Source organism: Rhizobium sp. ZPR4 (genome assembly GCF_040215725.1).
GTDB lineage: Bacteria > Pseudomonadota > Alphaproteobacteria > Rhizobiales > Rhizobiaceae > Rhizobium > Rhizobium rhizogenes_D.
Window position 1 is genome coordinate 367,682 of the sequence record NZ_CP157967.1, and the last position, 21,858, is coordinate 389,539.

General features: G+C 60.1%; 22 protein-coding genes. 14 read left to right on the forward strand and 8 right to left on the reverse strand.

Annotated elements, in window-relative coordinates; all coding sequences use genetic code 11:
• The first annotated feature begins 21 nt into the window (after nt 1-21).
• Nucleotides 22-921, forward strand: a complete 900-nt coding sequence (locus tag ABOK31_RS01785) for a LysR family transcriptional regulator (RefSeq protein ID WP_349957550.1) — start codon at nt 22-24, stop codon at nt 919-921.
• 19 nt (nt 922-940) lie between these two features.
• Here ABOK31_RS01785 and ABOK31_RS01790 read toward each other — a convergent pair whose 3' ends face one another.
• Nucleotides 941-1,237, reverse strand: a complete 297-nt coding sequence (locus tag ABOK31_RS01790; RefSeq protein WP_349957551.1) for a YciI family protein — start codon at nt 1,235-1,237, stop codon at nt 941-943.
• Between the two features lie 84 nt (nt 1,238-1,321).
• Here ABOK31_RS01790 and ABOK31_RS01795 point away from each other — a divergent pair, with 84 nt between their 5' ends.
• A complete protein-coding gene (locus tag ABOK31_RS01795; RefSeq protein WP_349957552.1) occupies nt 1,322-2,206 on the forward strand; it encodes a LysR family transcriptional regulator in 885 nt (294 codons plus the stop codon).
• Nucleotides 2,207-2,244: 38 nt separating this feature from the next.
• Here the strand turns inward: ABOK31_RS01795 and ABOK31_RS01800 are convergent, their stop codons facing one another.
• The 3 genes from ABOK31_RS01800 to ABOK31_RS01810 all read right to left on the reverse strand — a co-directional run bounded on the left by ABOK31_RS01800 (nt 2,245) and on the right by ABOK31_RS01810 (nt 3,662).
• Nucleotides 2,245-2,613 carry a DUF305 domain-containing protein gene (locus tag ABOK31_RS01800; protein WP_174179240.1) on the reverse strand — a complete coding sequence of 123 codons (369 nt, stop codon included), beginning with the start codon at nt 2,611-2,613 and terminating at the stop codon, nt 2,245-2,247.
• A gap of 74 nt (nt 2,614-2,687) precedes the next feature.
• Nucleotides 2,688-3,113, reverse strand: coding sequence for a hypothetical protein (locus ABOK31_RS01805; RefSeq protein ID WP_349957554.1), 426 nt, complete (start codon nt 3,111-3,113; stop codon nt 2,688-2,690).
• 21 nt (nt 3,114-3,134) lie between these two features.
• Nucleotides 3,135-3,662 (reverse strand): 2'-5' RNA ligase family protein, encoded by a 528-nt coding sequence (locus tag ABOK31_RS01810; protein ID WP_349957555.1) that lies wholly within the window; start codon nt 3,660-3,662, stop codon nt 3,135-3,137.
• A gap of 124 nt (nt 3,663-3,786) precedes the next feature.
• Here ABOK31_RS01810 and hisS point away from each other — a divergent pair, with 124 nt between their 5' ends.
• Genes hisS through hisG form a run of 3 tightly spaced genes read left to right on the forward strand, consistent with a single transcriptional unit; the run spans nt 3,787 to nt 7,114 of the window.
• Nucleotides 3,787-5,301 (forward strand): histidine--tRNA ligase, encoded by a 1,515-nt coding sequence (hisS, locus tag ABOK31_RS01815; RefSeq protein ID WP_349957557.1) that lies wholly within the window; start codon nt 3,787-3,789, stop codon nt 5,299-5,301.
• A complete protein-coding gene (locus tag ABOK31_RS01820; RefSeq protein WP_349957558.1) occupies nt 5,301-6,419 on the forward strand; it encodes an ATP phosphoribosyltransferase regulatory subunit in 1,119 nt (372 codons plus the stop codon). The genes hisS and ABOK31_RS01820 overlap by 1 nt, the downstream gene beginning before the upstream one ends.
• Nucleotides 6,419-7,114: an ATP phosphoribosyltransferase gene (hisG, locus tag ABOK31_RS01825; RefSeq protein WP_174179236.1), complete on the forward strand. Its 696-nt coding sequence runs from the start codon at nt 6,419-6,421 to the stop codon at nt 7,112-7,114. The genes ABOK31_RS01820 and hisG overlap by 1 nt, the downstream gene beginning before the upstream one ends.
• Before the next feature lie 73 nt (nt 7,115-7,187).
• Here the strand turns inward: hisG and ABOK31_RS01830 are convergent, their stop codons facing one another.
• A complete protein-coding gene (locus ABOK31_RS01830; RefSeq protein WP_174179235.1) occupies nt 7,188-7,631 on the reverse strand; it encodes a DoxX family protein in 444 nt (147 codons plus the stop codon).
• A 214-nt stretch (nt 7,632-7,845) separates the two neighbouring features.
• Here ABOK31_RS01830 and ABOK31_RS01835 point away from each other — a divergent pair, with 214 nt between their 5' ends.
• Nucleotides 7,846-8,553: a glutathione binding-like protein gene (locus tag ABOK31_RS01835; RefSeq protein ID WP_349957559.1), complete on the forward strand. Its 708-nt coding sequence runs from the start codon at nt 7,846-7,848 to the stop codon at nt 8,551-8,553.
• Nucleotides 8,554-8,609: 56 nt separating this feature from the next.
• Here ABOK31_RS01835 and ABOK31_RS01840 read toward each other — a convergent pair whose 3' ends face one another.
• The 3 genes from ABOK31_RS01840 to groES form a co-directional block, all read right to left on the reverse strand.
• A complete protein-coding gene (locus ABOK31_RS01840) occupies nt 8,610-9,056 on the reverse strand; it encodes a hypothetical protein (RefSeq protein ID WP_178133083.1) in 447 nt (148 codons plus the stop codon).
• A 474-nt stretch (nt 9,057-9,530) separates the two neighbouring features.
• Nucleotides 9,531-11,171, reverse strand: a complete 1,641-nt coding sequence (groL, locus tag ABOK31_RS01845; RefSeq protein ID WP_349957561.1) for a chaperonin GroEL — start codon at nt 11,169-11,171, stop codon at nt 9,531-9,533.
• 73 nt (nt 11,172-11,244) lie between these two features.
• Nucleotides 11,245-11,541: a co-chaperone GroES gene (gene groES / locus ABOK31_RS01850; RefSeq protein ID WP_004109735.1), complete on the reverse strand. Its 297-nt coding sequence runs from the start codon at nt 11,539-11,541 to the stop codon at nt 11,245-11,247.
• 425 nt (nt 11,542-11,966) lie between these two features.
• Here groES and ABOK31_RS01855 point away from each other — a divergent pair, with 425 nt between their 5' ends.
• From ABOK31_RS01855 to ABOK31_RS01890, 8 genes are all read left to right on the forward strand, one after another.
• Nucleotides 11,967-12,815 (forward strand): TIGR01459 family HAD-type hydrolase, encoded by an 849-nt coding sequence (locus tag ABOK31_RS01855; RefSeq protein ID WP_349957562.1) that lies wholly within the window; start codon nt 11,967-11,969, stop codon nt 12,813-12,815.
• A 15-nt stretch (nt 12,816-12,830) separates the two neighbouring features.
• Nucleotides 12,831-13,814 (forward strand): bifunctional riboflavin kinase/FAD synthetase, encoded by a 984-nt coding sequence (locus ABOK31_RS01860; RefSeq protein WP_349957563.1) that lies wholly within the window; start codon nt 12,831-12,833, stop codon nt 13,812-13,814.
• Between the two features lie 152 nt (nt 13,815-13,966).
• Nucleotides 13,967-15,343: a cache domain-containing protein gene (locus ABOK31_RS01865; protein WP_349957564.1), complete on the forward strand. Its 1,377-nt coding sequence runs from the start codon at nt 13,967-13,969 to the stop codon at nt 15,341-15,343.
• Nucleotides 15,340-15,981, forward strand: a complete 642-nt coding sequence (locus ABOK31_RS01870; RefSeq protein WP_174179225.1) for a response regulator transcription factor — start codon at nt 15,340-15,342, stop codon at nt 15,979-15,981. Before ABOK31_RS01865 ends, ABOK31_RS01870 begins: the two co-directional genes overlap by 4 nt.
• A gap of 267 nt (nt 15,982-16,248) precedes the next feature.
• Complete coding sequence (locus ABOK31_RS01875; RefSeq protein WP_034508488.1) at nt 16,249-16,446, forward strand: DUF3311 domain-containing protein; 198 nt, start codon at nt 16,249-16,251, stop codon at nt 16,444-16,446.
• Nucleotides 16,436-17,911, forward strand: coding sequence for a sodium:solute symporter family protein (locus ABOK31_RS01880; protein WP_174179223.1), 1,476 nt, complete (start codon nt 16,436-16,438; stop codon nt 17,909-17,911). Before ABOK31_RS01875 ends, ABOK31_RS01880 begins: the two co-directional genes overlap by 11 nt.
• Nucleotides 17,912-18,210: 299 nt before the next feature.
• Nucleotides 18,211-21,093, forward strand: coding sequence for an isoleucine--tRNA ligase (ileS, locus tag ABOK31_RS01885; RefSeq protein ID WP_349959051.1), 2,883 nt, complete (start codon nt 18,211-18,213; stop codon nt 21,091-21,093).
• Nucleotides 21,094-21,227: 134 nt separating this feature from the next.
• Nucleotides 21,228-21,854: a hypothetical protein gene (locus ABOK31_RS01890; protein WP_174179221.1), complete on the forward strand. Its 627-nt coding sequence runs from the start codon at nt 21,228-21,230 to the stop codon at nt 21,852-21,854.
• Nucleotides 21,855-21,858: the final 4 nt, after the last annotated feature.

The window sequence follows — 21,858 nt, forward strand, 5'->3', positions numbered from 1 at the left end:
TCCTTTTAGGAAGCAATCGTTATGAATGACATGCTCAACGGCATTCCGGAATTCGTGGAAGCAGTCGAGGCCGGCGGCTTTTCGGCAGCGGCGGCGCGCATGAACCTGTCTCGCTCGGCGATCGGCAAAACCATCGCCAAATTGGAGCGGCGGCTGAATGTGCGCCTGTTTCACCGCACCACCCGCATGCAGAGCCTGACGGATGAGGGCCAAGCCTTTTACGAGCGCTGCCGGCGGGCGCTGGACGAGATACAATCCGGCGAGGCCATGCTGGAATCGGGCAAGCGCGAGGTCACCGGACGCCTGCGCATCTCCATGCCGGTTCTCTTCGGTCGCCGCTGCCTTACGCCGCTGCTGCTGGAATTGGCCCGCATGCACCCGAAGCTCGAACTGGATCTCTCCTTCAGCGATCGTGTGGTCGACCTTTTTGACGAGGGATTCGATCTTGCCATTCGCAACGGCGTGCTGCGAGACGAGGCCGGACTTGCCGCGCGCAAGATCGCCTTCCATCACATGACGCTATGCGCTTCGCCAGCCTATCTGGCTGCAAGAGGGATGCCGCAGACCGTTGCCGATCTCGCCGACCATGATCTCGTCGTCTATGCGAGATCGGGCGAGGCGAAGAGATGGACCTTCCTGCAGGATGACGGCGCGGCCCTCGACTATTTTCCGCAAACGCGGTTGCGGTTCGATGATCTGGAGGTCATTGCGGATGCCGCCGCCGCCGGAATGGGCATTACCTGGCTACCCTGCTGGCTGGTACGGAACTATGTACACGTGGGCAAACTCATGCCGGTGCTCAATGTCTCCAGCCGGCCCGTCAACGTCTATGCCGTCTGGCCGCAGGTGCCGCAGCTTTCGCTGAAGATGCGCGTGATCATCGACCTGCTTGCCGCGCGCCTGCCCGGAATCATGGACTGAGCGCGTGACGGTGCTTCGGCTAGAGGAGGGTGCCCTCGGCAAATACCTGGTTCCATCTGAAGACCCGCACGGACTGGCGCAGGCCCGCCGACCAGAATGGGTCTTCCTTCACCAGCCGATCAACGTCGGCGGCGTTCTCCGCTTCGACGAGCCATAGGCCGCCGGCAAAAGCATCACCCTCCCGGCTGAGCGGTCCGGCCGTTCGGATGGACACGGCATTCGCCTCCAGAAAGGCGAAGTGGCGCGGCAGATATTCCTTGCGGATCGCGGCGGCGTTTTGCTGATCGTCCTCGAACAGAACTGCGAACAGGGTCATTGTCATCTCCTTGCTGGATATTCCCAGTCTAAAGCTGCAATAATGCCGATGCACGCGGTAAGTTTGCCGTCAGGAGCTGCAAAATTGCAGGATATCGATTGGAACGATCTGCGTCACGTTCTGGCGCTTGCGCGGGGTGGGTCCTTTGCTGCAGCGGGCAGGGCGCTCGGGACGGATGCGACAACGGTCGGGCGCCGCCTGCGCATCCTGGAGATCCGCCTCGGCACGATACTGTTCTCGCGCGATAAAGGCGGCGCCCTGTCGCCGACGCCGACGGGCGAGATCGCTGTGGCGAAGGCCGAGACGATCGAGGCCGAAATCATGGCGCTGTCGGGTGCGTTGGATGCGGCAGATCCGATGGCACTCGGTAAGGTACGGCTTACCGCGGCGCCATCCTTCATCAGTCGGCTGTTGATCCCCTCGCTGCCCAGCCTGCTGGCTCAGCATTCCGGCCTGCAATTGGAACTCATCGGCGATTCCAGAAATTTCAACCTGACCAGGCGCGAGGCGGACATGGCGCTGCGCCTTGCCAGACCCGCCGATCTGGCCAATGGAAGGGTCGTCGCCAGGCGGATAGCGACGCTGGACTATGCCGTCTACGTTGCCGTTGGGCAGGAAAGGCAGGCGGAGGATTTACCCTGGATCGTCTATGAGGAGGCCATGGCGCATCTGCCGCACGCGGGCTGGATTGCCGCGCAGGCGGAAAAGTCAGGCCGTTCCAGCCCGCTTGCCGTCAACGACGCCGAAGCTTTGCTTCAGGCTGCCGCTGCGGGACTAGGACGCGCACTCTTGCCGAATATCCTGGCGGGAAATGCCGGCGGTCTTTGTCGCGTCGATAGCAGCGACAGTAATCCGCCGCAGCGGGAAATATGGCTGCTCATCCATGCCGAGCTTCGTCAGCTTGTTCGCATCCGTACAGTTTCCGATTGGCTGGATGGCGTATTCCGTCGTCCGCTTCCCGGACAGTAAAGAGGCGGCACGGATGCCGCCTCCCGTGATGAGTTGACTTATTTGCCGTGCTTCTTCAGCCAGGCGTTCATTTCCTTGATCTCGGCTTCCTGCGCGGTGATGACGCCTTGCGCCAGTTTGCGCAGTTCGGGATCTTTTCCGTATTTCAGTTCGATCTTCGCCATGTCGATCGCGCCTTGATGATGCGGGATCATGCCGCGGACAAAATCGGCATCGGCGTCGCCGCTGTAGTGGATCATCATGTCCTTGTGCATCTTGCCCATGGCATCGTTGTAAGCCTTGCTGGAGGCGCCCTGGTCGCCCATCGGCTTGCTCATATCCATGCCCTGCATGTCGTCGGCAAGGGCAGGAAGGGCGATGGCAAAGGCGAATGCGCCGGCGAGGATCAGCGATTTAGACGTAGACATAGGTATTCTCTCCGTTTCTGGACGGTATGTGATTTTGAGCGGACAGCCGCTCGTTGAATGAAAGCAGATGATCGTCAGGCGAAACGGGGAGGGGGCGGCGTCGGCTGCGGCCGAGAGTCGGCAAGACGCTGGCCGGGCGCGGGTGCCGGATAGGAGACGGCATGCTTGCCGCCTTCCGCCACAAGAGCCGGCGTCAAGGCAAGGCAGGCGGCGCAGGATGCAACATGCGTCATGCCGCCGGCGCAAGGGTTCTCCGGCTTCTTTTCCTGATGCTGTGCCATGTCACCATCGCCCGTCATGCCAGGCATACCGGCCATGCCTTCATGCATGCTCACGCTTGATACGACAGGCATTGCAGATCCGGAATCGCAGATGGGACAGTTCGCCAGCGCCGGCATGGCACCATAGAACAGCCAGGCAACTACCATCGTCAGGATCGCAAAGAAGCGCATGAACACGAACCTAGCCACGCCGACCGCGAAGGCAAGCGCAAATTGCATCGTCTGGACACTGAAAGCCGATCAAGGCAGCAGTTTGACTTCTCTCAAGATTTCGACGGGCGGGAAGCTTACGCAATCCACCGCATCGAAAGTGAGCGTAAATTGGGCGGGCGTTGCCGCCGCCCATGTCAGAGCCTGTTCTGCCGCGCTTGCAGGGATCTTCATCGCAATGGTGCAATGCGGCTGCCAGCGATCCGGGCGGGAGTGCTCGTGGCAAAGCGCAGGATCGATCTCGTCGTGAATGGCCCGGTGTATCTGCCTCAGAACACGATCGTCTGAAGGACGTGCCCAAAGCACCAGCATCTCGTTCGGAAAATGGTCGATCCCCGAAAACTCGATCGATAGTGGCGGTAAGTTTGCGAAGGTCTTTTGAGCGGCGGCGACAAGCGAGGAAACAGCGACGTTCTCGTAGACAGCAAACGTCAGGTGCGGCGGATAGTTCAGCGCCTGCATCGACGGGGTGGTTTCGAACCTGCTTGCCTCCCGCCAGAGATCCAGAACCGGCGCGGCGGTATCATCCGTGCATTTCAAAACGATCGCGCGTGGCATGGTATCTATGTCACCTTGTCTGGTTTTGTCCGTTTTGTCGGCCGACAACATACAACAATCCTTGCCGCATTCAGCCCAATCCGCTAGTTAACCGCGACTGTTACCATACCGGATTACCCTAGAGATGAGCGACAAACAAAAGAAACCGCAGAAGCTCAAGGCCCGCCTGCCGCGTGGCTTTGTCGATCGTTCGGCCACCGACATTCGCGCCGTCAACGAGATGACCTCCAAGATACGGGCAGTCTACGAGCATTATGGTTTCGATCCTATCGAAACGCCGCTGTTCGAATATACCGATGCGCTCGGCAAGTTCCTGCCCGATAGCGACCGGCCGAACGAGGGCGTGTTCTCGCTTCAGGATGACGACGAGCAGTGGATGTCGCTGCGCTACGATCTGACGGCGCCGCTTGCCCGTCATGTCGCCGAGAATTTCAACGAGATCCAGCTTCCTTACCGCACCTATCGCGCCGGCTATGTGTTCCGCAACGAAAAGCCAGGCCCGGGCCGCTTCCGCCAGTTTATGCAGTTCGATGCCGATACCGTCGGCGCGCCGGGCGTGCAGGCGGATGCCGAGATGTGCATGATGATGGCCGACACGCTGGAGGCGCTGGGTATCAAGCGCGGTGACTATGTTGTGCGCATCAACAACCGCAAGGTTCTCGACGGCGTGCTGGAAGCCATTGGCCTCGGCGGTGATGACAAGGCCGCCCAGCGACTGAATGTGCTGCGTGCCATCGACAAGCTCGACAAGTTCGGCCCCGAAGGCGTGGCGCTGCTGCTTGGTCCCGGCCGCAAGGATGAATCCGGCGACTTCACCAAGGGCGCCGGCCTAAACAGCGATCAGACCGAGAAGGTGCTCTTCTTCGTCGGCATCAAGGACTATGCCGAAAGTGCGGCTCAGCTTGCCGAGCTCGTCGCCGGCACGTCCAATGGCGGCGAAGGTGTCGAAGAGCTGAATTTCATCGGCAGCCTCGTCACTAGCGCCGGCTATCAATCGGATCGTATCAAGATCGATCCGTCCGTCGTGCGCGGCCTCGAATATTATACCGGTCCGGTCTACGAGGCCGAGCTTACCTTCGACGTCACCAACGAGAAGGGCGAAAAGGTCGTCTTCGGTTCGGTCGGCGGCGGCGGTCGTTATGATGGGCTCGTCTCGCGCTTCATGGGTCAGCCGGTGCCGGCCACCGGCTTCTCCATCGGCGTCTCGCGTCTGATGACGGCGCTGAAGAATCTCGGCAAGCTTGGCATGGACGAGGTGATCGAGCCAGTGCTCGTCACCGTCATGGATGGCGATGTTGAGGCCATGGGGCGTTACCAGCGCTTCACGCAGCAGCTTCGCGCTGCCGGCATCCGCGCCGAAATGTTCCAGGGCAACTGGAAGAAGTTCGGCAACCAGCTGAAATATGCTGACCGCCGTGGCTGCCCGATCGCCATCATCCAGGGCGGCGATGAGCGTGCCCAGGGTGTCGTCCAGCTCAAGGATCTGATCGAGGGCAAGCGCCTCTCCGGCGAGATCGAGGACAATGCCAGCTGGCGCGAAGCCCGCGTGGCGCAGGAAACCGTGCCGGAAGCCGAGCTGATCGAGAAGGTCAAGGCGATGCTCGCGGCACAGGCGGAAGACCGGAAGAGGGTGGGCTGATGCCCCTGATCAATCTTCCGGATTTTGCCGGCGATCTGCTGGATGAGTTTGCCGGTCGCCGGACGGAGAGGGTGGACACACCCATCATCCAGCCGGCCGAACCCTTTCTCGATATGGCCGGCGAGGATCTTCGCCGGCGCATCTTCATGACCGAAAGCGAGACCGGCGCCAGCCTTTGCCTGCGTCCGGAATTCACCATTCCGGTCTGCCTGCGCCATATCGAAACAGCCACCGGCACGCCGAAGCGCTATTCCTATCTCGGCGAGATCTTTCGTCAGCGCCGCGAAGGCGGCCATGAATTCTATCAGGCCGGTATCGAGGATCTGGGTGATCGTGATACGGCCAGTGCCGATGCTCGCGCCATCGGCGATGCCATCGGTATCCTGAACCGGCTCGTTCCAGGCAAGCCGCTCTCGGTGACGCTGGGTGATCAGGCCGTGTTCGAGGCCGTGGTGCAGGCGCTCGGGCTGCCGTCCGGCTGGCAGAAGCGGCTGATCCACGCCTTTGGCAACATGATGCAGCTCGAAACCCTGCTGGCGCATCTTGCAAGTCCGCAGCCCGTCACCGGGCTCGATGCGCATGTGCTGGATTTCCTCTCTCGCGGCGACGAGCAGGGGCTGGTCAGGCATATCGACGCCACCATGCAGGCAACCGGCTATTCCACCAATGCCAGCCGCTCGCCGCAGGAGATCGCCCGCCGCCTTCGCGAGAAGCTGGTGCTGTCGGAAACACGGCTCGACGATGCTGCCTTTCGCGTGCTGGAAGAGTTTCTGTCTCTGAGCGTGCCGCTGGCGGATGCTTCCGCGGCGCTGGCCGGTTTTGCCGATGCAGCAGGCTTGAAGCTTGGCGCGGCTCTGAAGAATTTCGAGGCGCGTGTCGCGGCATTGGCCGATGCCGGTGTCGATGTCTCGAAGATCGACTATCGCGCTGCCTTCGGCCGTCCTCTCGACTACTATACCGGCCTTGTCTTTGAAGTGATGGTGGCAGGATCGAGCGCGGTGCTTGCCGGTGGCGGCCGCTTCGACCGGCTGATGACCCTGCTCGGCGCCAAGGATCATATCCCGGCCGTCGGCTTCGCGCTCTGGCTCGACCGCATCGAAACCGCGAGGGCAGCCTGATGACCATCACGATAGCGCTTCCCTCCAAGGGCCGCATGAAGGACGATTGCTCGGCCGTTTTCGAGCGCGCCGGCATGCCGATCGTCGCCGTCGGTAACGATCGCTCCTATCGCGGCCGTGTCGAAGGTTGGGATGGCGTCGAGATCGCCTTCCTGTCTGCCTCGGAAATCTCGCGAGAGATCGGCAATGGCAGCGTCGATTTCGGCATTACCGGCGAAGACCTCGTGCGCGAAGGCATGGCAGAGGCCGATCGCCGCGTCGAGTTCTGCGCAAGACTTGGCTTCGGCCACGCCGATGTGGTCGTTGCCGTGCCGGAGATCTGGCTCGATGTCGATACCATGGCTGACCTTGGCGATGTCGCCGCCGATTTCCGTGCGCGTCATGGCCACAGGCTGACGGTCGCGACGAAATATTGGCGGCTGACGCAGCAGTTCTTCTCCAGCCAGCACGGCATCCAGCTCTACCGCATCGTCGAAAGTCTCGGTGCTACGGAAGGCGCGCCTGCTGCCGGCTCTGCCGACATCATCGTCGACATCACCTCCACCGGTTCGACTCTTAGAGCAAACCATCTGAAGGTTCTGTCGGACGGGATCATCCTGCGTTCGGAGGCTTGTCTGGTGCGCGCCCGCAAGCCGAGCCATGAAGGCGACCCGATGGTTGAGCGCATCATATCGGCAGTGCGCAGCGCACTCTGATTTCTCGACGATTTGACGTAAAAAGGCCCGCCGGAATTCCGGCGGGCCTTTTGTCTCGGGAGATATGTAACGCTTAGGCGGCTGCGTAGGCACCACGGCGTGCGTCGACCGAGTAGACGCCTGCGCCGTTGGTGGCGAGCATGATGTAGGCGCCGGCCAGCGTGACGTTCTTCAGGAAGTTCACGAAGTTCAGGCCGTTGATCCAGCCGTTGGCGGCAGCCGGGAAGTCCGGAACATTGACGGTCGGCAGATGAAACACGATGCCGGTGAAGACGCAGAAGGCGGCGAGCAGCCAGCCGACGATGCGGACCTGGAAGCCGATCAGCACGCAGACGCCGGTGACGAATTCAAACGTGCCGGCAAGATAGGTGAGCAGCGTTGCAGCCGGCATGCCGGCGCCGGCGATCATGCCAGCTGTGCCAGCTGGATCGGTCAGCTTGCCGAAGCCGGCAAAGATGAACATGAAGGCGAGCAGAATGCGCGCCACAAGAATGATGATGTTGTTGGTATTGGACATGACGATCTCCAGTCAATTCGGTTCGGGCCGGGTGGCGAGAATTTCTGGAGTGAGATATTCGCGATTTTTAATCGGTTGAAAAGATAAACAACTGCGCACAATTAGTTCACAATCATTGAACAATGATCCGCCTAGATCGCTCTTCCCATACCAGTCATATCGGCTATGGTGGCGCCAAATCAGTTGTCAAATCATGGTTTTCAGGAGCTAGCCCATGGCCGATCTGTCGTCCTTCCCGATCACGAAGCGCTGGCCTGCCAGCAATCCGGACATCATCCAGCTCTATTCCCTGCCTACGCCGAATGGCGTCAAAGTCTCGATCGCGCTGGAGGAGCTCGGTCTGGCCTATGAGCCGCATCTCATCTCCTTCGGCACGAATGACCAGAAATCCCCGGAATTCCTGTCGCTGAATCCGAACGGCCGCATTCCTGCGATCATCGATCCCAATGGTCCCGACGGCAAGCCGATCGGTCTGTTCGAATCCGGCGCTATCCTGGTCTATCTGGCGGAGAAGACCGGCAAGCTCATGCCGAGTGATGCGGCCAGGCGCTACGAGACGCTGGAGTGGGTCTTCTTCCAGATGGCCGGCGTCGGCCCGATGTTCGGTCAGTTCGGCCACTTCTTCAAATTCGCCGCTGAGAAGGTGGCCAATAACTCCTATCCGGTCGAGCGCTATCGCGACGAGGCCAAGCGTCTCCTCGGTGTGCTGGAAGAGCGCCTGAAAGACCGTGAGTGGATCATGGGCGACGAATACACCATTGCCGACATCACCACGTTCCCCTGGGTTCGCGGCGTCGACGTCTTCTATGGCGGCCGCGAAGTTCTGGAATTCGAAAGCTTCCCCTCGGTCATGGCCTGGCTGGACCGCGCCCTTGCGCGCCCGGCAAGCCAGCGTGGCCTGAGTATTCCCAAGCGGGATTGATTAGGTTGAACCCGGTGCTGGCCAGGCGGACTCGCCTGACCATAGCCGACAGCCGTTTACTGCCGGGTGGCGAGTTGGCTGCCCGGTTCCAGCTTGAAGCGTGGAAACAGGAAGACGCCGACCATGCTGCCGGCATGTTGCTTGTCGGCAGCAACGGATTCGCCGACGCAGAAGACCGGCTGGCGATGACTGCCGGTGCCGAGGGTCGTGGTGGAATAACAGAAGGAGGAGTTGGCCGTTGCCGCCTGCTCGAAGAGATCGAGGATACGCGCTCGATCGTGCGGATCATAGCAATGCATGAGGCTTAGCAGGCCGCATTCCGAAGAGCTCAGCCCGTGCAGCATCGTGCTCCACTGCCCAAGTTTGATGATTCCGCTTGAAAGATCGCCCGTCCATCCCTCGGAAACACAGAACTGCGCCAGAAGATCGGGGTCATGGCCTTCGAACTCCAGCGAGCCGGGAGCAAATGGTGCGGAAAAATTGGCCTTGGCAATCTTGAACAAGATGATCCCCACATGAGCGCATGGTCCCCCCGCGCGCTTCACTTCAATTCCATATCTCTCCGGATGGAAGGTCTCCCCGCATTTTGCGTCGCTGCTCATGGCGGAGACTGCCTCCGCTGATCCGCTGTCGACAATGCTCTTCGGGATGGCGCTCCAGTCTATGAAGTCATTTCAAGTAATAAATCCGGACAGCGCCAGCGCCCAAGGTCATGAACATACCAAGCCGCAGGTTAAGCCTGTCCAAAAGAAGTAAAAATTGCGTGTATTGCAGCTAACTCTCCAAAATCACTGCGCTGCGAGTTATAGGGGCTTTTTCGAAAACAGCAATGGGCAAGTTGCAAAATTTGCAACACGATAGAACCTTGCCGGAATTGTATTTGTACAATTCAGGCGCAATTAAAAAGGGCGACCCGAGGGCCGCCCTTCATCAATTCCGGAGGTCGGATTAAACAATCGCGACAGGCCGTTGGCCTATCACATCATGTCCATTCCACCCATGCCGCCCATGCCGCCCGGCATGCCAGCAGGGGCATCCTTCTTCGGCAGTTCAGCGATCATGGCTTCGGTGGTGATCAGCAGCGAAGCAACCGAAGCTGCGTTCTGCAGAGCCGTACGAACAACCTTGACCGGGTCGACGATGCCCATGGAGATCATGTCGCCGAATTCAGACGTCTGGGCGTTGTAGCCGTAGTTGTCTTCGTTCTTTTCGAGAACCTTGCCGACAACGATCGAAGCTTCGTCACCAGCGTTTTCAGCGATCTGGCGAACCAGCGACTGCAGGGCGCGGCGAACGATGTTGACGCCAGCTTCCTGATCCTGGTTTTCACCCTTGGCGGTGATCTTCGTAGAAGAACGCAGGAGAGCGATACCGCCGCCCGGTACGATGCCTTCCTGAACAGCAGCGCGCGTCGCGTTGAGAGCGTCGTCGATGCGGTCCTTCTTTTCCTTCACTTCGACTTCCGTCGAGCCGCCAACGCGGATCACGGCAACGCCGCCAGCGAGCTTGGCAAGACGTTCCTGCAGCTTTTCGCGGTCGTAGTCGGAGGTGGTTTCTTCGATCTGAGCCTTGATCTGGGCAACGCGGCCTTCGATGTCGGACTTGGCGCCAGCGCCGTCGACGATCGTGGTGTTTTCCTTGGAGATCGAAACCTTCTTGGAACGGCCGAGCATGTCGAGGGTGACGGACTCGAGCTTGATGCCGAGGTCTTCGGAGATGACAGTGCCGCCCGTCAGGATGGCGATGTCTTCCAGCATGGCCTTGCGGCGGTCGCCGAAGCCAGGAGCCTTGACAGCAGCGATCTTCAGGCCGCCGCGCAGCTTGTTGACGACGAGGGTCGCAAGAGCTTCGCCTTCGACGTCTTCAGCGATGATGAGGAGCGGCTTGCCGGTCTGAACGACGGCTTCGAGAACCGGAAGCATGGCCTGCAGGTTCGAGAGCTTCTTCTCGTGGAGCAGGATGAACGCGTCTTCGAGGTCGGCGATCATCTTTTCCGGGTTGGTTACGAAGTAGGGGCTGAGGTAGCCGCGGTCGAACTGCATGCCCTCGACGACTTCGAGTTCGGTTTCGGCGGTCTTGGCTTCTTCAACCGTGATGACGCCTTCGTTGCCGACCTTCTGCATGGCTTCAGCAATATCGAGACCGATCTGCTTTTCGCCGTTTGCGGAGATCGTGCCGACCTGGGCAACTTCTTCCGAGGTGTTGATCTTCTTGGCCTTGGCCTGGAGATCCTTGACGACTTCTGCAACCGCGAGGTCGATGCCGCGCTTCAGGTCCATCGGGTTCATGCCGGCTGCAACAGCCTTGGCGCCTTCGCGAACGATGGCCTGGGCGAGAACGGTTGCAGTGGTGGTGCCGTCACCGGCGACGTCGTTGGTCTTCGAAGCAACTTCGCGGACCATCTGGGCGCCCATGTTTTCGAACTTGTCTTCGAGTTCGATTTCCTTGGCGACGGAAACGCCGTCCTTGGTGATGCGCGGAGCGCCGAAGGACTTGTCGATAACGACGTTACGACCCTTCGGGCCGAGCGTGACCTTTACTGCGTCAGCGAGGATATCGACGCCACGAAGCATCTTTTCGCGGGCGCTGCGGCCGAATTTTACTTCTTTAGCTGCCATGTTTGGAACTCCTGAATTCGCGTTTTCCGGGCTTGTCGCCCGTCAGCTTTATCGGAAAAGGGAACCGGCTAAATTAGCCGATGATGCCCATGATGTCGGCTTCCTTCATGATGAGAAGGTCTTCGCCATTGAGCTTGACTTCGGTGCCCGACCACTTGCCGAACAGAACGCGATCGCCAACCTTGACGTCGAGTGCTACGACCTTGCCGGACTCGTCACGAGCGCCGGAACCGACGGCGACGATTTCGCCTTCCTGCGGCTTTTCCTTGGCGGTATCGGGAATGATGATGCCACCCTTGGTCTTTTCTTCCGACTCGACGCGACGAACGACGACGCGGTCATGAAGGGGGCGGAAATTGGTGCTTGCCATTGTCTAATCCCTCGATCAAATGACATTCACGGATCAGCGGGGGATCCGTATGGACTTTGTTAGCACTCATCCTCTGCGAGTGCTAGCGACGGTGATTTAGGGATGGCTTCCAGACGAGTCAAGAACAGCACTGTGAATTTTTTGCGGCGGGCATCGGCTTGTTTGGGGGATGATTAACGCCCATGGCGTCGCAGCGTGGCATGTCGTTGCAAAGACTCCTTCATTTTGATCTCGTGAGGAGGGGCACGATTACGCCGTTTCTGGGTCATCACCTCTCTACCTCGCCAGGTTCATTTTGCCGCTTGCAGACCTTGCCTATTCCGGCTTCCGGGGCCTTGTGCGCCGCAAAAACCTTGCGCGCCGCTCTTGTAATTTGCCGGCCGGTTTGCGATGTCAGCCCGTGATTTATTTGATGTGAGGACGGCATGGGCAAACGGATCGAGAGCTTTCGCGACATCGGCGGACTTTATGATGTTGCGCTCTGCGATGTCTGGGGCGTGCTCCATAACGGCGTCACCGCCTATAAGGAAGCCTCCGTCGCGCTCGAAGCCGCCCGAGGCGAAGGTCTTGCGGTCGTCCTCATCACCAATTCTCCGCGCGTCGCTCCGAAGGTCGTCGAGCAGCTGAGAGCAATCGGTGTTCCCGATAGCGTCTATGATCGCATCATCACCTCGGGCGATGTCACCCGCAAGCTGATCGCGGAGGGACCGAAGAAGGTGTTCCTGCTCGGTCCGGAGCGTGACACCGGCATCCTCGAAGGCCTTGACGTTCAGCGTGTCGACGCCGGCGAGGCTGAAAGCATCGTCTGCACCGGCTTCTTCGACGACGAGACCGAAACGCCTGACGACTACACCGATATGCTGACGGCCTGGTCCGCTCGCAATGTGCCGCTCATCTGTGCCAACCCCGATCTCGTCGTCGAGCGCGGCCATCGCATGATCCCCTGCGCCGGCGCCATGGCTGCCTATTACGAGCGTCTCGGTGGCCGGACGCGCATCGCCGGCAAGCCGCACCAGCCGATCTATGACGCGGCGATTGCCGCCGCCCGCGAGGTCAAGAGCGAGTTTCCGCTGTCGCGCGTGGTGGCGATCGGCGACGGCATGCCGACCGACGTGCGCGGCGCACTCGATTACGGTCTCGATCTTCTTTATATCAGCCATGGCATCCACGCCCGCGAATATGTCGTCGAGGGACACACGGATGAGGCCGCTCTCGGCGCCTTCCTGGCGCGCGAGCAAGCCTCGCCGAAGTGGTGGATGTCGCGCCTTGTCTGAGGAGAGTGGCAGTCGATGACCGTTTTCCATCGCAACGAGACCCGCGAGCCGCTTCCCGACGCCTTGAAGGGCGGCGTGGTCGCCATCGGCAATTTCGACGGCGTGCATCGCGGCCATCAGTCTGTGCTGACGCGCGCGTTGGAGATCGCCAGGGAGCGCGGCGTGCCGGCTCTGGTGCTGACCTTCGAGCCGCATCCGCGCACCGTCTTCAAGCCCGATCAGCCGGTTTTTCGTCTGACGCCGGCGCCGCTTCGAGCCCGTCTTTTGGAAGCGCTCGGCTTCAACGCCGTCATCGAATATCCTTTCGATCGCGCCTTCTCGCAGCGTTCAGCGGATGAATTCGTCCATTCGATCCTGATCGACTGGCTGCATGCCTCGGAGGTCGTCACCGGTTTTGATTTCCATTTCGGTCATGATCGCCAGGGCGGTCCAGCCTTCCTGATGAATGCCGGCAGCCATAACGGCTTCGGTGTGACGCTGATCGATGCCTTCCGCGACGAAAACACCGAGGTCATCTCGTCGAGCCGCATTCGCACGCTGCTGGCCGAGGGAGATGTCGCTCAGGCCGCCGGACTGCTTGGTTATCGCTATACCGTTCAGGCGCCTGTCATTGGCGGTGAGAAGCTCGGTCGCACGCTTGGCTTCCCGACGGCAAACATGCAGCTCCCGGCCGAGATATCGCTGAGAGCGGGCATTTATGCAGTTCGTTTCCGAACGGCCGATGGCATCATCCGCGATGGCGTTGCCAGTTACGGCCGGCGTCCGACGGTGACCGATAATGGTGCGCCGCTGCTCGAGACTTTCGTCTTCGATTTCAGCGGCGATCTATACGGTCAGGTCTGTTCGGTGTCCTTCTTCGGCTATCTCCGCCCCGAACTGAAGTTCGACGGTCTCGACCCGCTGGTCGCACAGATCCGTAAGGATGAAGACGAGGCGCGCGCCCTGCTTGCCGGCGTCCAGCCGTTCAGCGACCTGGATCGCATCATCGCCTTCAATTGATATTTCCCAAGTGGCTGCTGTTCGAACACGGCGCCTTGCCGTTTCGAGGGAAGCTCTCCGATTGCGGGTGTACATCGGCACCGCCGACAAGCTGTTGAATTCGTGTCCGACAAGAGCCATTGTTCCGCGCCGGTTCTTGGGAGGAGCAATCGTTGACATTACGCAACCAGATTATTGCGCTCGCGCTCGCGCCTCTCGTTATCTCGATCCTGGCAATCACGGCCTTCATTACCTGGCAGTCGACCAACCTTACCAAGAACAATATCGAGACCTTCGAACAGAACATGCTGAGGGCAAAGGAAACGGAAATCGTTAACCTGACAGACCTCGCCGTTTCGGCCATTCAGGCGATCTATCGGGACGCCGCGCCGGACGATCAGGCTGCGAAGGATAAGGTAGCCGAGATCCTGACGTCCCTTGACTATGGTCCGGACGGATACTTTTTTGTCTACGATTACGATGGGAACAACATCGTTCATCCGCGCGAGGGGTTTCGAAACGGGCGCAATTGGCTCGATTTGACCGATCCGGATGGGGACAGGGTCATCGCAGAACTCATCAAGACGGCAAAAGCCGGCGGGGGCCTGCACCAGTACAAATGGGAGAAGCCCTCTACCGGCCGCGTCGCCGATAAGCTCTCATTCGTGGTCGGCCTTGATAAATGGCACTGGGTCGTCGGAACTGGTGTCTATCTGGACGATATTTTCACTCAGACTGCGGCCGCCAATGCCGCCATGCGGGCAAACATAAAAGGAACCTTCATCGTCGTCACGTTGATAGCCGTTCCCGCCGTTCTGGTCGTTTTCACGACCTGCATGCTGCTGACTTTCCGTGAGCGACGCATGGCCGATGGCCGGCTCAAGGAGCTGACGCAAAGAGTGATCGATACGCAGGAGGAGGAACGCGCCCGTCTTGCCCGCGAATTGCACGACGGCGTATCGCAGAATCTCCTCGGCGTGCGCTACGTCATGGATCTCGCCAACCGCAAGGTGCGAAACCAGGTCGATGATGCCGCCACGACGATCGAGAAGGGTATCGATACCCTTAACAGCGCGATCAAGGACATCAGGCGACTTTCGCATGATCTGCGCCCCCGCGTGCTTGATGATCTCGGCTTGACGGCCGCACTGACCGCACTCGCGAACAATTTCGGTGAGCGGACCGGGATCGCAACCGAGATCGAGGCTTCCGACTTCACCAGCCTGCTAAAGCCTGAAGCCAGCACAGCGCTCTATCGTGTCGCTCAGGAGGCCTTGAACAACGTCGAACGTCATTCCGGTGCGACGCGTCTTACGATCAAACTTTGGAGCGATCGGGGGCGTGCGCGCTTGAGAATTTCGGACAATGGTATTGGTTTTGAGGGCGCCGGCGACGGCAAGGGCGGGCTTGGGCTGAGAAACATGCAGGAACGGATGGCGCATTTCCGTGGTCTGCTTCTCGTTCAAAGTACGGCCGGTGGCACGACGCTTATCGCGATGCTGCCGAAATCGGCCAATGCCTCGCCAAGAGCAAAGGTGGATGCGGCATGAAAAGAAACAGGATCAGCGTTCTGCTGATCGACAATCACCCCGTGGTGCTGGACGGACTGAAAGCCGTGCTGGAGACTTTCGACCACATAGAGGTGGTTGGGACGGCAAGCCTTGCACAGATCGGCCTGGAGGTCGGTCGGCGGACGCTGCCACAAGTGACCCTGATGGATATCAATATGCCGAAGCTTAGCGGCATTGATGCGATCGAGCTCTTTCGCCGGGAACTTCCGGAGACGCGCATCGTGATGCTTTCCATGCATGACAGCCGCGAATACATCTCTTCGTCGATCATGCGCGGTGCAGTCGGATATATTCTCAAGGACGTTTCGACCGACGAAGTCGTCTGCGCTATCGAAACCGTAGCGGCCGGTGGAACTTATTTTTCGTCCGGCGTTCGCGACATATTGGTGGAGGACACGATACAAAAGGAGGCCGACCCTCTGACGCCGCGTGAGCGTCACATTCTGGGCTTGATCGTTACAGGCAAGAGCAATCGCGAGATTGCCGAGGAGCTTGAAATCACCCCTGCGACGGCGGAAACGCATCGCAAGAATTTGAAGAAGAAGCTCGGTATCGCAACGACGGCCGGCCTGATCCGCTACGCCCTCGACCACGGCATCGCAACCACGGCATTGTAACGCCCGTCTACCCACTTCTGGGTAGGTTCGGCGATTTCGCATCGGCTAATATCTTGTTCGGCCGGCAGACTCGCCGTAGGACTTTATCAGCGGCTGCCCGCAGGCGGGCCGTTGGGAGGAATTCATATTCGTTGGTCTGGCTCTGCATAGCCAAAGCTCATCGGCTTGGGCCCTTGGGCGCACATTGCAATCGTGGACCGATGCACCCCTTCCACTCTGACAACTACAACAAGGTGGCGCGCAGACACCGCGTGAGAGGTATCGGACATGGACAAACGCTTTGGGACGGCGGCCTGCTGGTTGCTCGTCATTCCCTACATAGGCTTGCTTTGGGTTCCTTTCTACAACAGCCACGATCCGGTGCTGTTGGGTTTCCCTTTCTTCTACTGGTATCAGCTGGCCTGGGTGCCGATCACTGCTGTCCTGACATGGATCGCCTATCGGAGCATGCGCCATGATGACTGATATCGATCCGACCGCGCTCTCCGTCTTCATCTTCTTCCTGGCGCTCGTCACGGTCATGGGTTTCGTCGCTGCCCGTTGGCGCCGGCCGAAGACCCTTGCTCATATCGACGAATGGGGCCTCGGCGGCCGTACCTTCGGCACCTGGATCACCTGGTTCCTCGTCGGCGGCGACTTTTATACGGCCTATACTGTCATCGCCGTCCCGGCGCTGGTCTACACCGTCGGCGCCTATGGCTTCTTCGCGCTGCCCTATACGATCGTCGTCTATCCCTTCGTTTTCATGGTCATGCCGCTTCTTTGGAGGCGGGCGAAGGATCACGGCTACGTCACGGCTGGCGATATCGTCCACGGTCAATATGGCTCGCGGGCGCTGGAACTGGCGGTCGCTCTGACAGGCGTCATCGCGACGATGCCCTATATCGCCCTGCAGCTCGTCGGTATGACAGCGGTGTTTAAGGCCCTGGGGCTCCACGGCGAATTGCCGCTCGCTGTCGCCTTCATCATTCTGGCGCTCTATACCTATTCGGCCGGCCTTCGCGCCCCGGCGCTGATCGCTTTCGTCAAGGACATCATGATCTATATCGTGGTGATCGCGGCCATCGCTCTCATCCCTGCCAAGCTTGGCGGCTATGCCAATGTCTTTGCCGCCGCCGATGCGGATTTCAAGGCTAAGGGGGCAGGCAGTCTTCTGCTCGGCGGCAACCAGTACGTCGCTTATGCGACATTGGCACTCGGTTCGGCACTTGCGGCCTTCATGTATCCGCATACGCTGACCGGCATCTTCGCGTCCAATAGCGGCAATACCATCCGCAAGAATGCGGTGCTGCTGCCGGCCTATACGCTGCTGCTCGGCCTGCTGGCACTCCTCGGCTATATGGGCCACGCGGCAAATCTGAAGCTGGACAGCGCCAATGACGTGGTGCCGGCTCTCTTCCAGACCCTGTTCTCGAGCTGGTTTGCGGGCTTCGCCTTCGCGGCCATCGCCATCGGCGCGCTGGTTCCCGCGGCCGTGATGAGCATTGGCGCTGCCAACCTCTTCACACGTAACTTCTGGAAGGCCTATGTCGATCCGCAGGTTTCCGATGCCGGCGAGGCGAAGGTTGCCAAGATGACCTCACTCGTCGTCAAGGTCGGCGCGCTGCTGGTTATCATTTTCCTGCCGACGCAGTTCGCGCTCGATCTGCAGCTTTTGGGCGGCATCTGGATATTGCAGACGCTGCCGGCCCTGGTCTTCGGCCTCTACACCAAGTGGTTCCGCGCGCCGGCTCTGCTTGCCGGTTGGGCCGTCGGCTTCTTTGGCGGAACCTATCTCGTCTGGGATGCCGGCTGGAAGCCGCTGCATGCGGTTGCTCTCGGGGATACGAGCTTCACCGTCTATACGGGCCTGCTGGCGCTCGCTGCAAACATCGTCGTCTCGGTGATCCTCAACGCCGTCATGCCGGCGCGGGCGACGGCACGCGCCTGATCGAAGCAATGTCCTGTCAGCCGCGGGCGGAAACGTCCGCGGCTTTTCTATGGATCGCTGCAACTGTTTCCTCTTCCTTTCCTTGGAAAAAACGCCTATGAACCGGCGATCATGACCCATTTTCGGCTGAGCCTATCGATACGAATTATTGGCCCGGCCTTCCGCGCGCTGTAAGCAGCCGGAAGGTCCGGGTTCTTGGCGTTTCGCTCAAGAGACGCTTTCCGCCGCCGAAAAATCCCCATATGGCTGCGCCAGCTGAGGCGCAAGACGCCCGAGACACCGAGGCAATTGTCACGACTATGACCGATACCGCTGAAAAGATGGATTACTCCAAGACCCTTTATCTGCCGGAAACAGATTTTCCGATGCGCGCCGGGCTGCCGCAGAAGGAGCCGGAGCTGGTGAAGCGCTGGGAGGAGATGAACCTCTACAAAAAGCTGCGCGCTTCCGCCGCCGGCCGCGAGAAGTTCGTTCTCCATGATGGCCCTCCCTATGCCAACGGCCACATCCATATCGGCCACGCGCTGAACAAGATCCTCAAGGACGTCATCACCCGTTCGTTCCAGATGCGCGGCTATGACAGCAACTATGTTCCTGGTTGGGATTGCCACGGCCTGCCGATCGAATGGAAGATCGAGGAAAAGTATCGCGAGAAGGGCAAGAACAAGGACGAGGTTCCGGTGAACGAGTTTCGCCAGGAATGCCGCGACTTTGCCGCCGGCTGGATCAAGATCCAGTCTGAGGAGTTCAAGCGCCTCGGCATCACGGGCGATTTCGACAATCCCTATCTGACCATGAACTTCCATGCGGAATCCCGCATCGCCGGCGAGCTGTTGAAGATTGCCCGCACGGGTCAGCTGTACCGCGGCTCCAAGCCGGTCATGTGGTCGGTGGTCGAGCGCACGGCGCTTGCCGAAGCTGAAGTCGAATATGCCGATGTAGAAAGCGACATGATCTGGGTGAAGTTCCCGGTCACCGAAGGCCCAGCGCATCTCGCCGGTGCTTTCGTCGTCATCTGGACGACCACGCCCTGGACGATCCCCGGCAACCGCGCGATCGCCTATTCCTCGCGCGTATCCTATGGCCTCTATGAAGTCACGGAAGCCGCCAATGATTTCGGCCCGCGCCCGGGCGAAAAGCTTGTTTTCGCCGACAAGCTCGCCGAGGAATCCTTCGCCAAGGCAAAGCTGCAGTACAAGCGCCTCAGCGATGTGACCGCTGCCGATCTGGCCACACTCACCTGCGCGCATCCGCTCGCCTCGCTCGGTTACGACTTCAAGGTGCCGCTGCTCGATGGCGATCATGTCACCGACGATGCCGGTACGGGCTTCGTGCACACCGCACCCAGCCACGGTCGCGAGGACTTTGACGCCTGGATGTCGCATGCGCGCGACCTCGAAAAGCGCGGCATCTCGTCCGCCATCCCGTTCCCGGTCGATGACGCCGGCTTCTACACCGCCGATGCCCCCGGCTTCGAAGGTGGTCGCGTCATGGACGACAACGGCAAGAAGGGCAACGCCAACGATCTCGTCATCAAGGCGCTGATCGAGACGAACACGCTGTTTGCACGCGGCAGGCTGAAGCATTCCTATCCGCATTCCTGGCGCTCGAAGAAGCCGGTCATCTTCCGCAACACGCCGCAATGGTTCGTCTATATGGACAAGGACTTCGCGGATGGTTCGACGCTGCGTTCGCGTGCGCTGAAGGCCATCGACGATACCCGCTTCGTGCCGGCTGCCGGCCAGAACCGCTTGCGCGCCATGATCGAGCAGCGCCCGGATTGGGTTCTGTCGCGTCAGCGCGCCTGGGGTGTGCCGATCGCGATCTTCGTCGACGAGCAGGGCAATATCCTGCAGGACGATCGCGTGAACGCCCGCATCCTCGAGGCTTTCGAGCAGGAAGGCGCCGATGCCTGGTTCGCGGAAGGAGCGCGTGAGCGCTTCCTCGGTGAGAAGGCGAATGAGCCCTGGACGCAGGTCATGGACATCCTCGATGTCTGGTTCGATTCCGGTTCGACCCACACCTTCACGCTCGAAGATCGTCCGGATCTCAAGTGGCCGGCCGACCTCTATCTGGAAGGCTCCGACCAGCATCGCGGCTGGTTCCATTCGTCGCTGCTCGAAAGTGCTGCGACGCGCGGCCGCGCTCCTTACGATGCCGTCCTCACCCATGGCTTCACCATGGACGAGAAGGGCGAAAAGATGTCGAAGTCCAAGGGCAACGTTACCTCGCCGCAGGAGGTGATGAAAGATGCCGGCGCCGACATCCTCCGCCTCTGGGTCATGACGTCGGACTATTCGGAAGACCTGCGCGTCGGCAAGGCCATCATCCAGACCAATGTCGATGCCTATCGCAAGCTGCGCAACACCATCCGCTGGATGCTGGGCACGTTGGCACATGACAAGGGCGAAGTGATCGCCTATGCCGACATGCCGGAGCTCGAGCAGCTGATGCTGCACCGTCTCGCCGAGCTCGATGAGCTGGTGCGAGAAAGCTACGACGCCTTCGATTTCAAGCGAATTGCCCGCGCCCTGATCGATTTCGCCAATGTCGAGCTTTCGGCCTTCTATTTCGATGTCCGCAAGGATGCGCTCTACTGCGATGCGCCGTCGAGCCTGCGCCGCCGTGCCTCGCTCGCCGTCATCCGCACGATCTTCGACTGCATGGTGACGTGGCTGGCGCCGATGCTGCCCTTCACCACGGAAGAGGCATGGCTGTCGCGCAATCCGTCGGCGGTCTCGGTTCATCTCGAGCAGTTCGTCACCATTCCCGCTGAATGGAAGAACGATGCCTTGGCCGAGAAGTGGAAGAAGATCCGTGCCGTGCGTAGCGTCGTCACCGGCGCACTCGAAATCGAACGCAAGGACAAGCGCATCGGCTCTTCGCTCGAGGCTGCTCCGGTCGTCTACGTCGCCGATCCGGAGTTGCTGAAGGTGCTCGAAGGACAGGATTTCTCGGAAATCTGCATCACGTCTGATATCACCATTCTGGGTGAACAAGGGCCAGCGGATGCTTTCCGCCTGGATGACGATGCCAAGGTCAGCGTCGTACCGAAGCTCGCCGAAGGCCAAAAGTGCGCCCGTTCCTGGCGCATCACCACGGATGTCGGCTCCGATCCGGAATACCCGGATGTCTCGGCACGTGACGCTGCGGCGCTGCGCGAACTCGCCGCTGTCAACTGAAGAAAATTGCCGGGTGAATTGCCTTTGCGGCGTTCATCCGGTAAAAGCTGCCTGAAAATGGCCCGATTTTTACGGCAGTTGCCGTAAAATGGGGTTCCGTTACGTTTATTCCGGCATGGCTGGGAAGGGTTTTCATGAGAGCGATGCATAAGGTTCGTGTCGGCGTCAGCTTGGCGGCACTTGTGGTTGGCTGCGGCGCCATGTCCGGTTGCCTGAGCAGCCCGACTTACGGCACCGACAAGACGGCCGGCGTGCAGCTCCTGGACGATCTCGGCGATATCGCCTCCGTTTCGGCCGCAACGCCGAAGGACAAGGGTGTGAAATATCCGAACCGCCCCGGTCTGGTTGTTGGTGGCGACAAGGACACTTTGACCGCGCCGCAGCAGTCGCTGGCTAGCAAGGACAACCCGGCTTGGCTTGAATCGCCCGAAGATGCCCGCAAGCGTCTCGCCGCGGAAGCCGACGAGAAGAAGAACGACGTGAATTATCGCTCGCCGCTGGCTCAGGCCGACAGCAGCAAGAATCACATGAGCGAAGCCCAGCAGACGGCCGCCTATCGCGCAGCGCGCCAGGATCAGGCCGGCACGTATGACCAGCGCCGCTATCTGATCGATCCGCCGCAGGGATATCGTCAGGTTGCCGACCAGGCTGCCCTCAACGACCTCGGCGAGCCCGAGTCGAAGAAGGAAAAGAAGCGCAAGAAGGATGCCGAGGCTGCGCAGCAGACCAGCAATAGCAGCTGGTGGAAGCCCTTCCAGTAAGAAG

What these genes read in the sequence shown, in the direction of transcription:
- ABOK31_RS01785 (WP_349957550.1), top strand. Translation starts at nt 22, where the DNA reads ATGAATGACATGCTCAACGGCATTCCGGAATTCGTGGAAGCAGTCGAG.
- ABOK31_RS01790 (WP_349957551.1), bottom strand. Translation starts at nt 1,237, where the DNA reads ATGACCCTGTTCGCAGTTCTGTTCGAGGACGATCAGCAAAACGCCGCC.
- ABOK31_RS01800 (WP_174179240.1), bottom strand. Translation starts at nt 2,613, where the DNA reads ATGTCTACGTCTAAATCGCTGATCCTCGCCGGCGCATTCGCCTTTGCC.
- ABOK31_RS01805 (WP_349957554.1), bottom strand. Translation starts at nt 3,113, where the DNA reads ATGCAATTTGCGCTTGCCTTCGCGGTCGGCGTGGCTAGGTTCGTGTTC.
- ABOK31_RS01810 (WP_349957555.1), bottom strand. Translation starts at nt 3,662, where the DNA reads ATGCCACGCGCGATCGTTTTGAAATGCACGGATGATACCGCCGCGCCG.
- hisS (WP_349957557.1), top strand. Translation starts at nt 3,787, where the DNA reads ATGAGCGACAAACAAAAGAAACCGCAGAAGCTCAAGGCCCGCCTGCCG.
- ABOK31_RS01820 (WP_349957558.1), top strand. Translation starts at nt 5,301, where the DNA reads ATGCCCCTGATCAATCTTCCGGATTTTGCCGGCGATCTGCTGGATGAG.
- hisG (WP_174179236.1), top strand. Translation starts at nt 6,419, where the DNA reads ATGACCATCACGATAGCGCTTCCCTCCAAGGGCCGCATGAAGGACGAT.
- ABOK31_RS01830 (WP_174179235.1), bottom strand. Translation starts at nt 7,631, where the DNA reads ATGTCCAATACCAACAACATCATCATTCTTGTGGCGCGCATTCTGCTC.
- ABOK31_RS01835 (WP_349957559.1), top strand. Translation starts at nt 7,846, where the DNA reads ATGGCCGATCTGTCGTCCTTCCCGATCACGAAGCGCTGGCCTGCCAGC.
- groL (WP_349957561.1), bottom strand. Translation starts at nt 11,171, where the DNA reads ATGGCAGCTAAAGAAGTAAAATTCGGCCGCAGCGCCCGCGAAAAGATG.
- groES (WP_004109735.1), bottom strand. Translation starts at nt 11,541, where the DNA reads ATGGCAAGCACCAATTTCCGCCCCCTTCATGACCGCGTCGTCGTTCGT.
- ABOK31_RS01855 (WP_349957562.1), top strand. Translation starts at nt 11,967, where the DNA reads ATGGGCAAACGGATCGAGAGCTTTCGCGACATCGGCGGACTTTATGAT.
- ABOK31_RS01860 (WP_349957563.1), top strand. Translation starts at nt 12,831, where the DNA reads ATGACCGTTTTCCATCGCAACGAGACCCGCGAGCCGCTTCCCGACGCC.
- ABOK31_RS01870 (WP_174179225.1), top strand. Translation starts at nt 15,340, where the DNA reads ATGAAAAGAAACAGGATCAGCGTTCTGCTGATCGACAATCACCCCGTG.
- ABOK31_RS01875 (WP_034508488.1), top strand. Translation starts at nt 16,249, where the DNA reads ATGGACAAACGCTTTGGGACGGCGGCCTGCTGGTTGCTCGTCATTCCC.
- ABOK31_RS01880 (WP_174179223.1), top strand. Translation starts at nt 16,436, where the DNA reads ATGATGACTGATATCGATCCGACCGCGCTCTCCGTCTTCATCTTCTTC.
- ileS (WP_349959051.1), top strand. Translation starts at nt 18,211, where the DNA reads ATGACCGATACCGCTGAAAAGATGGATTACTCCAAGACCCTTTATCTG.
- ABOK31_RS01890 (WP_174179221.1), top strand. Translation starts at nt 21,228, where the DNA reads ATGAGAGCGATGCATAAGGTTCGTGTCGGCGTCAGCTTGGCGGCACTT.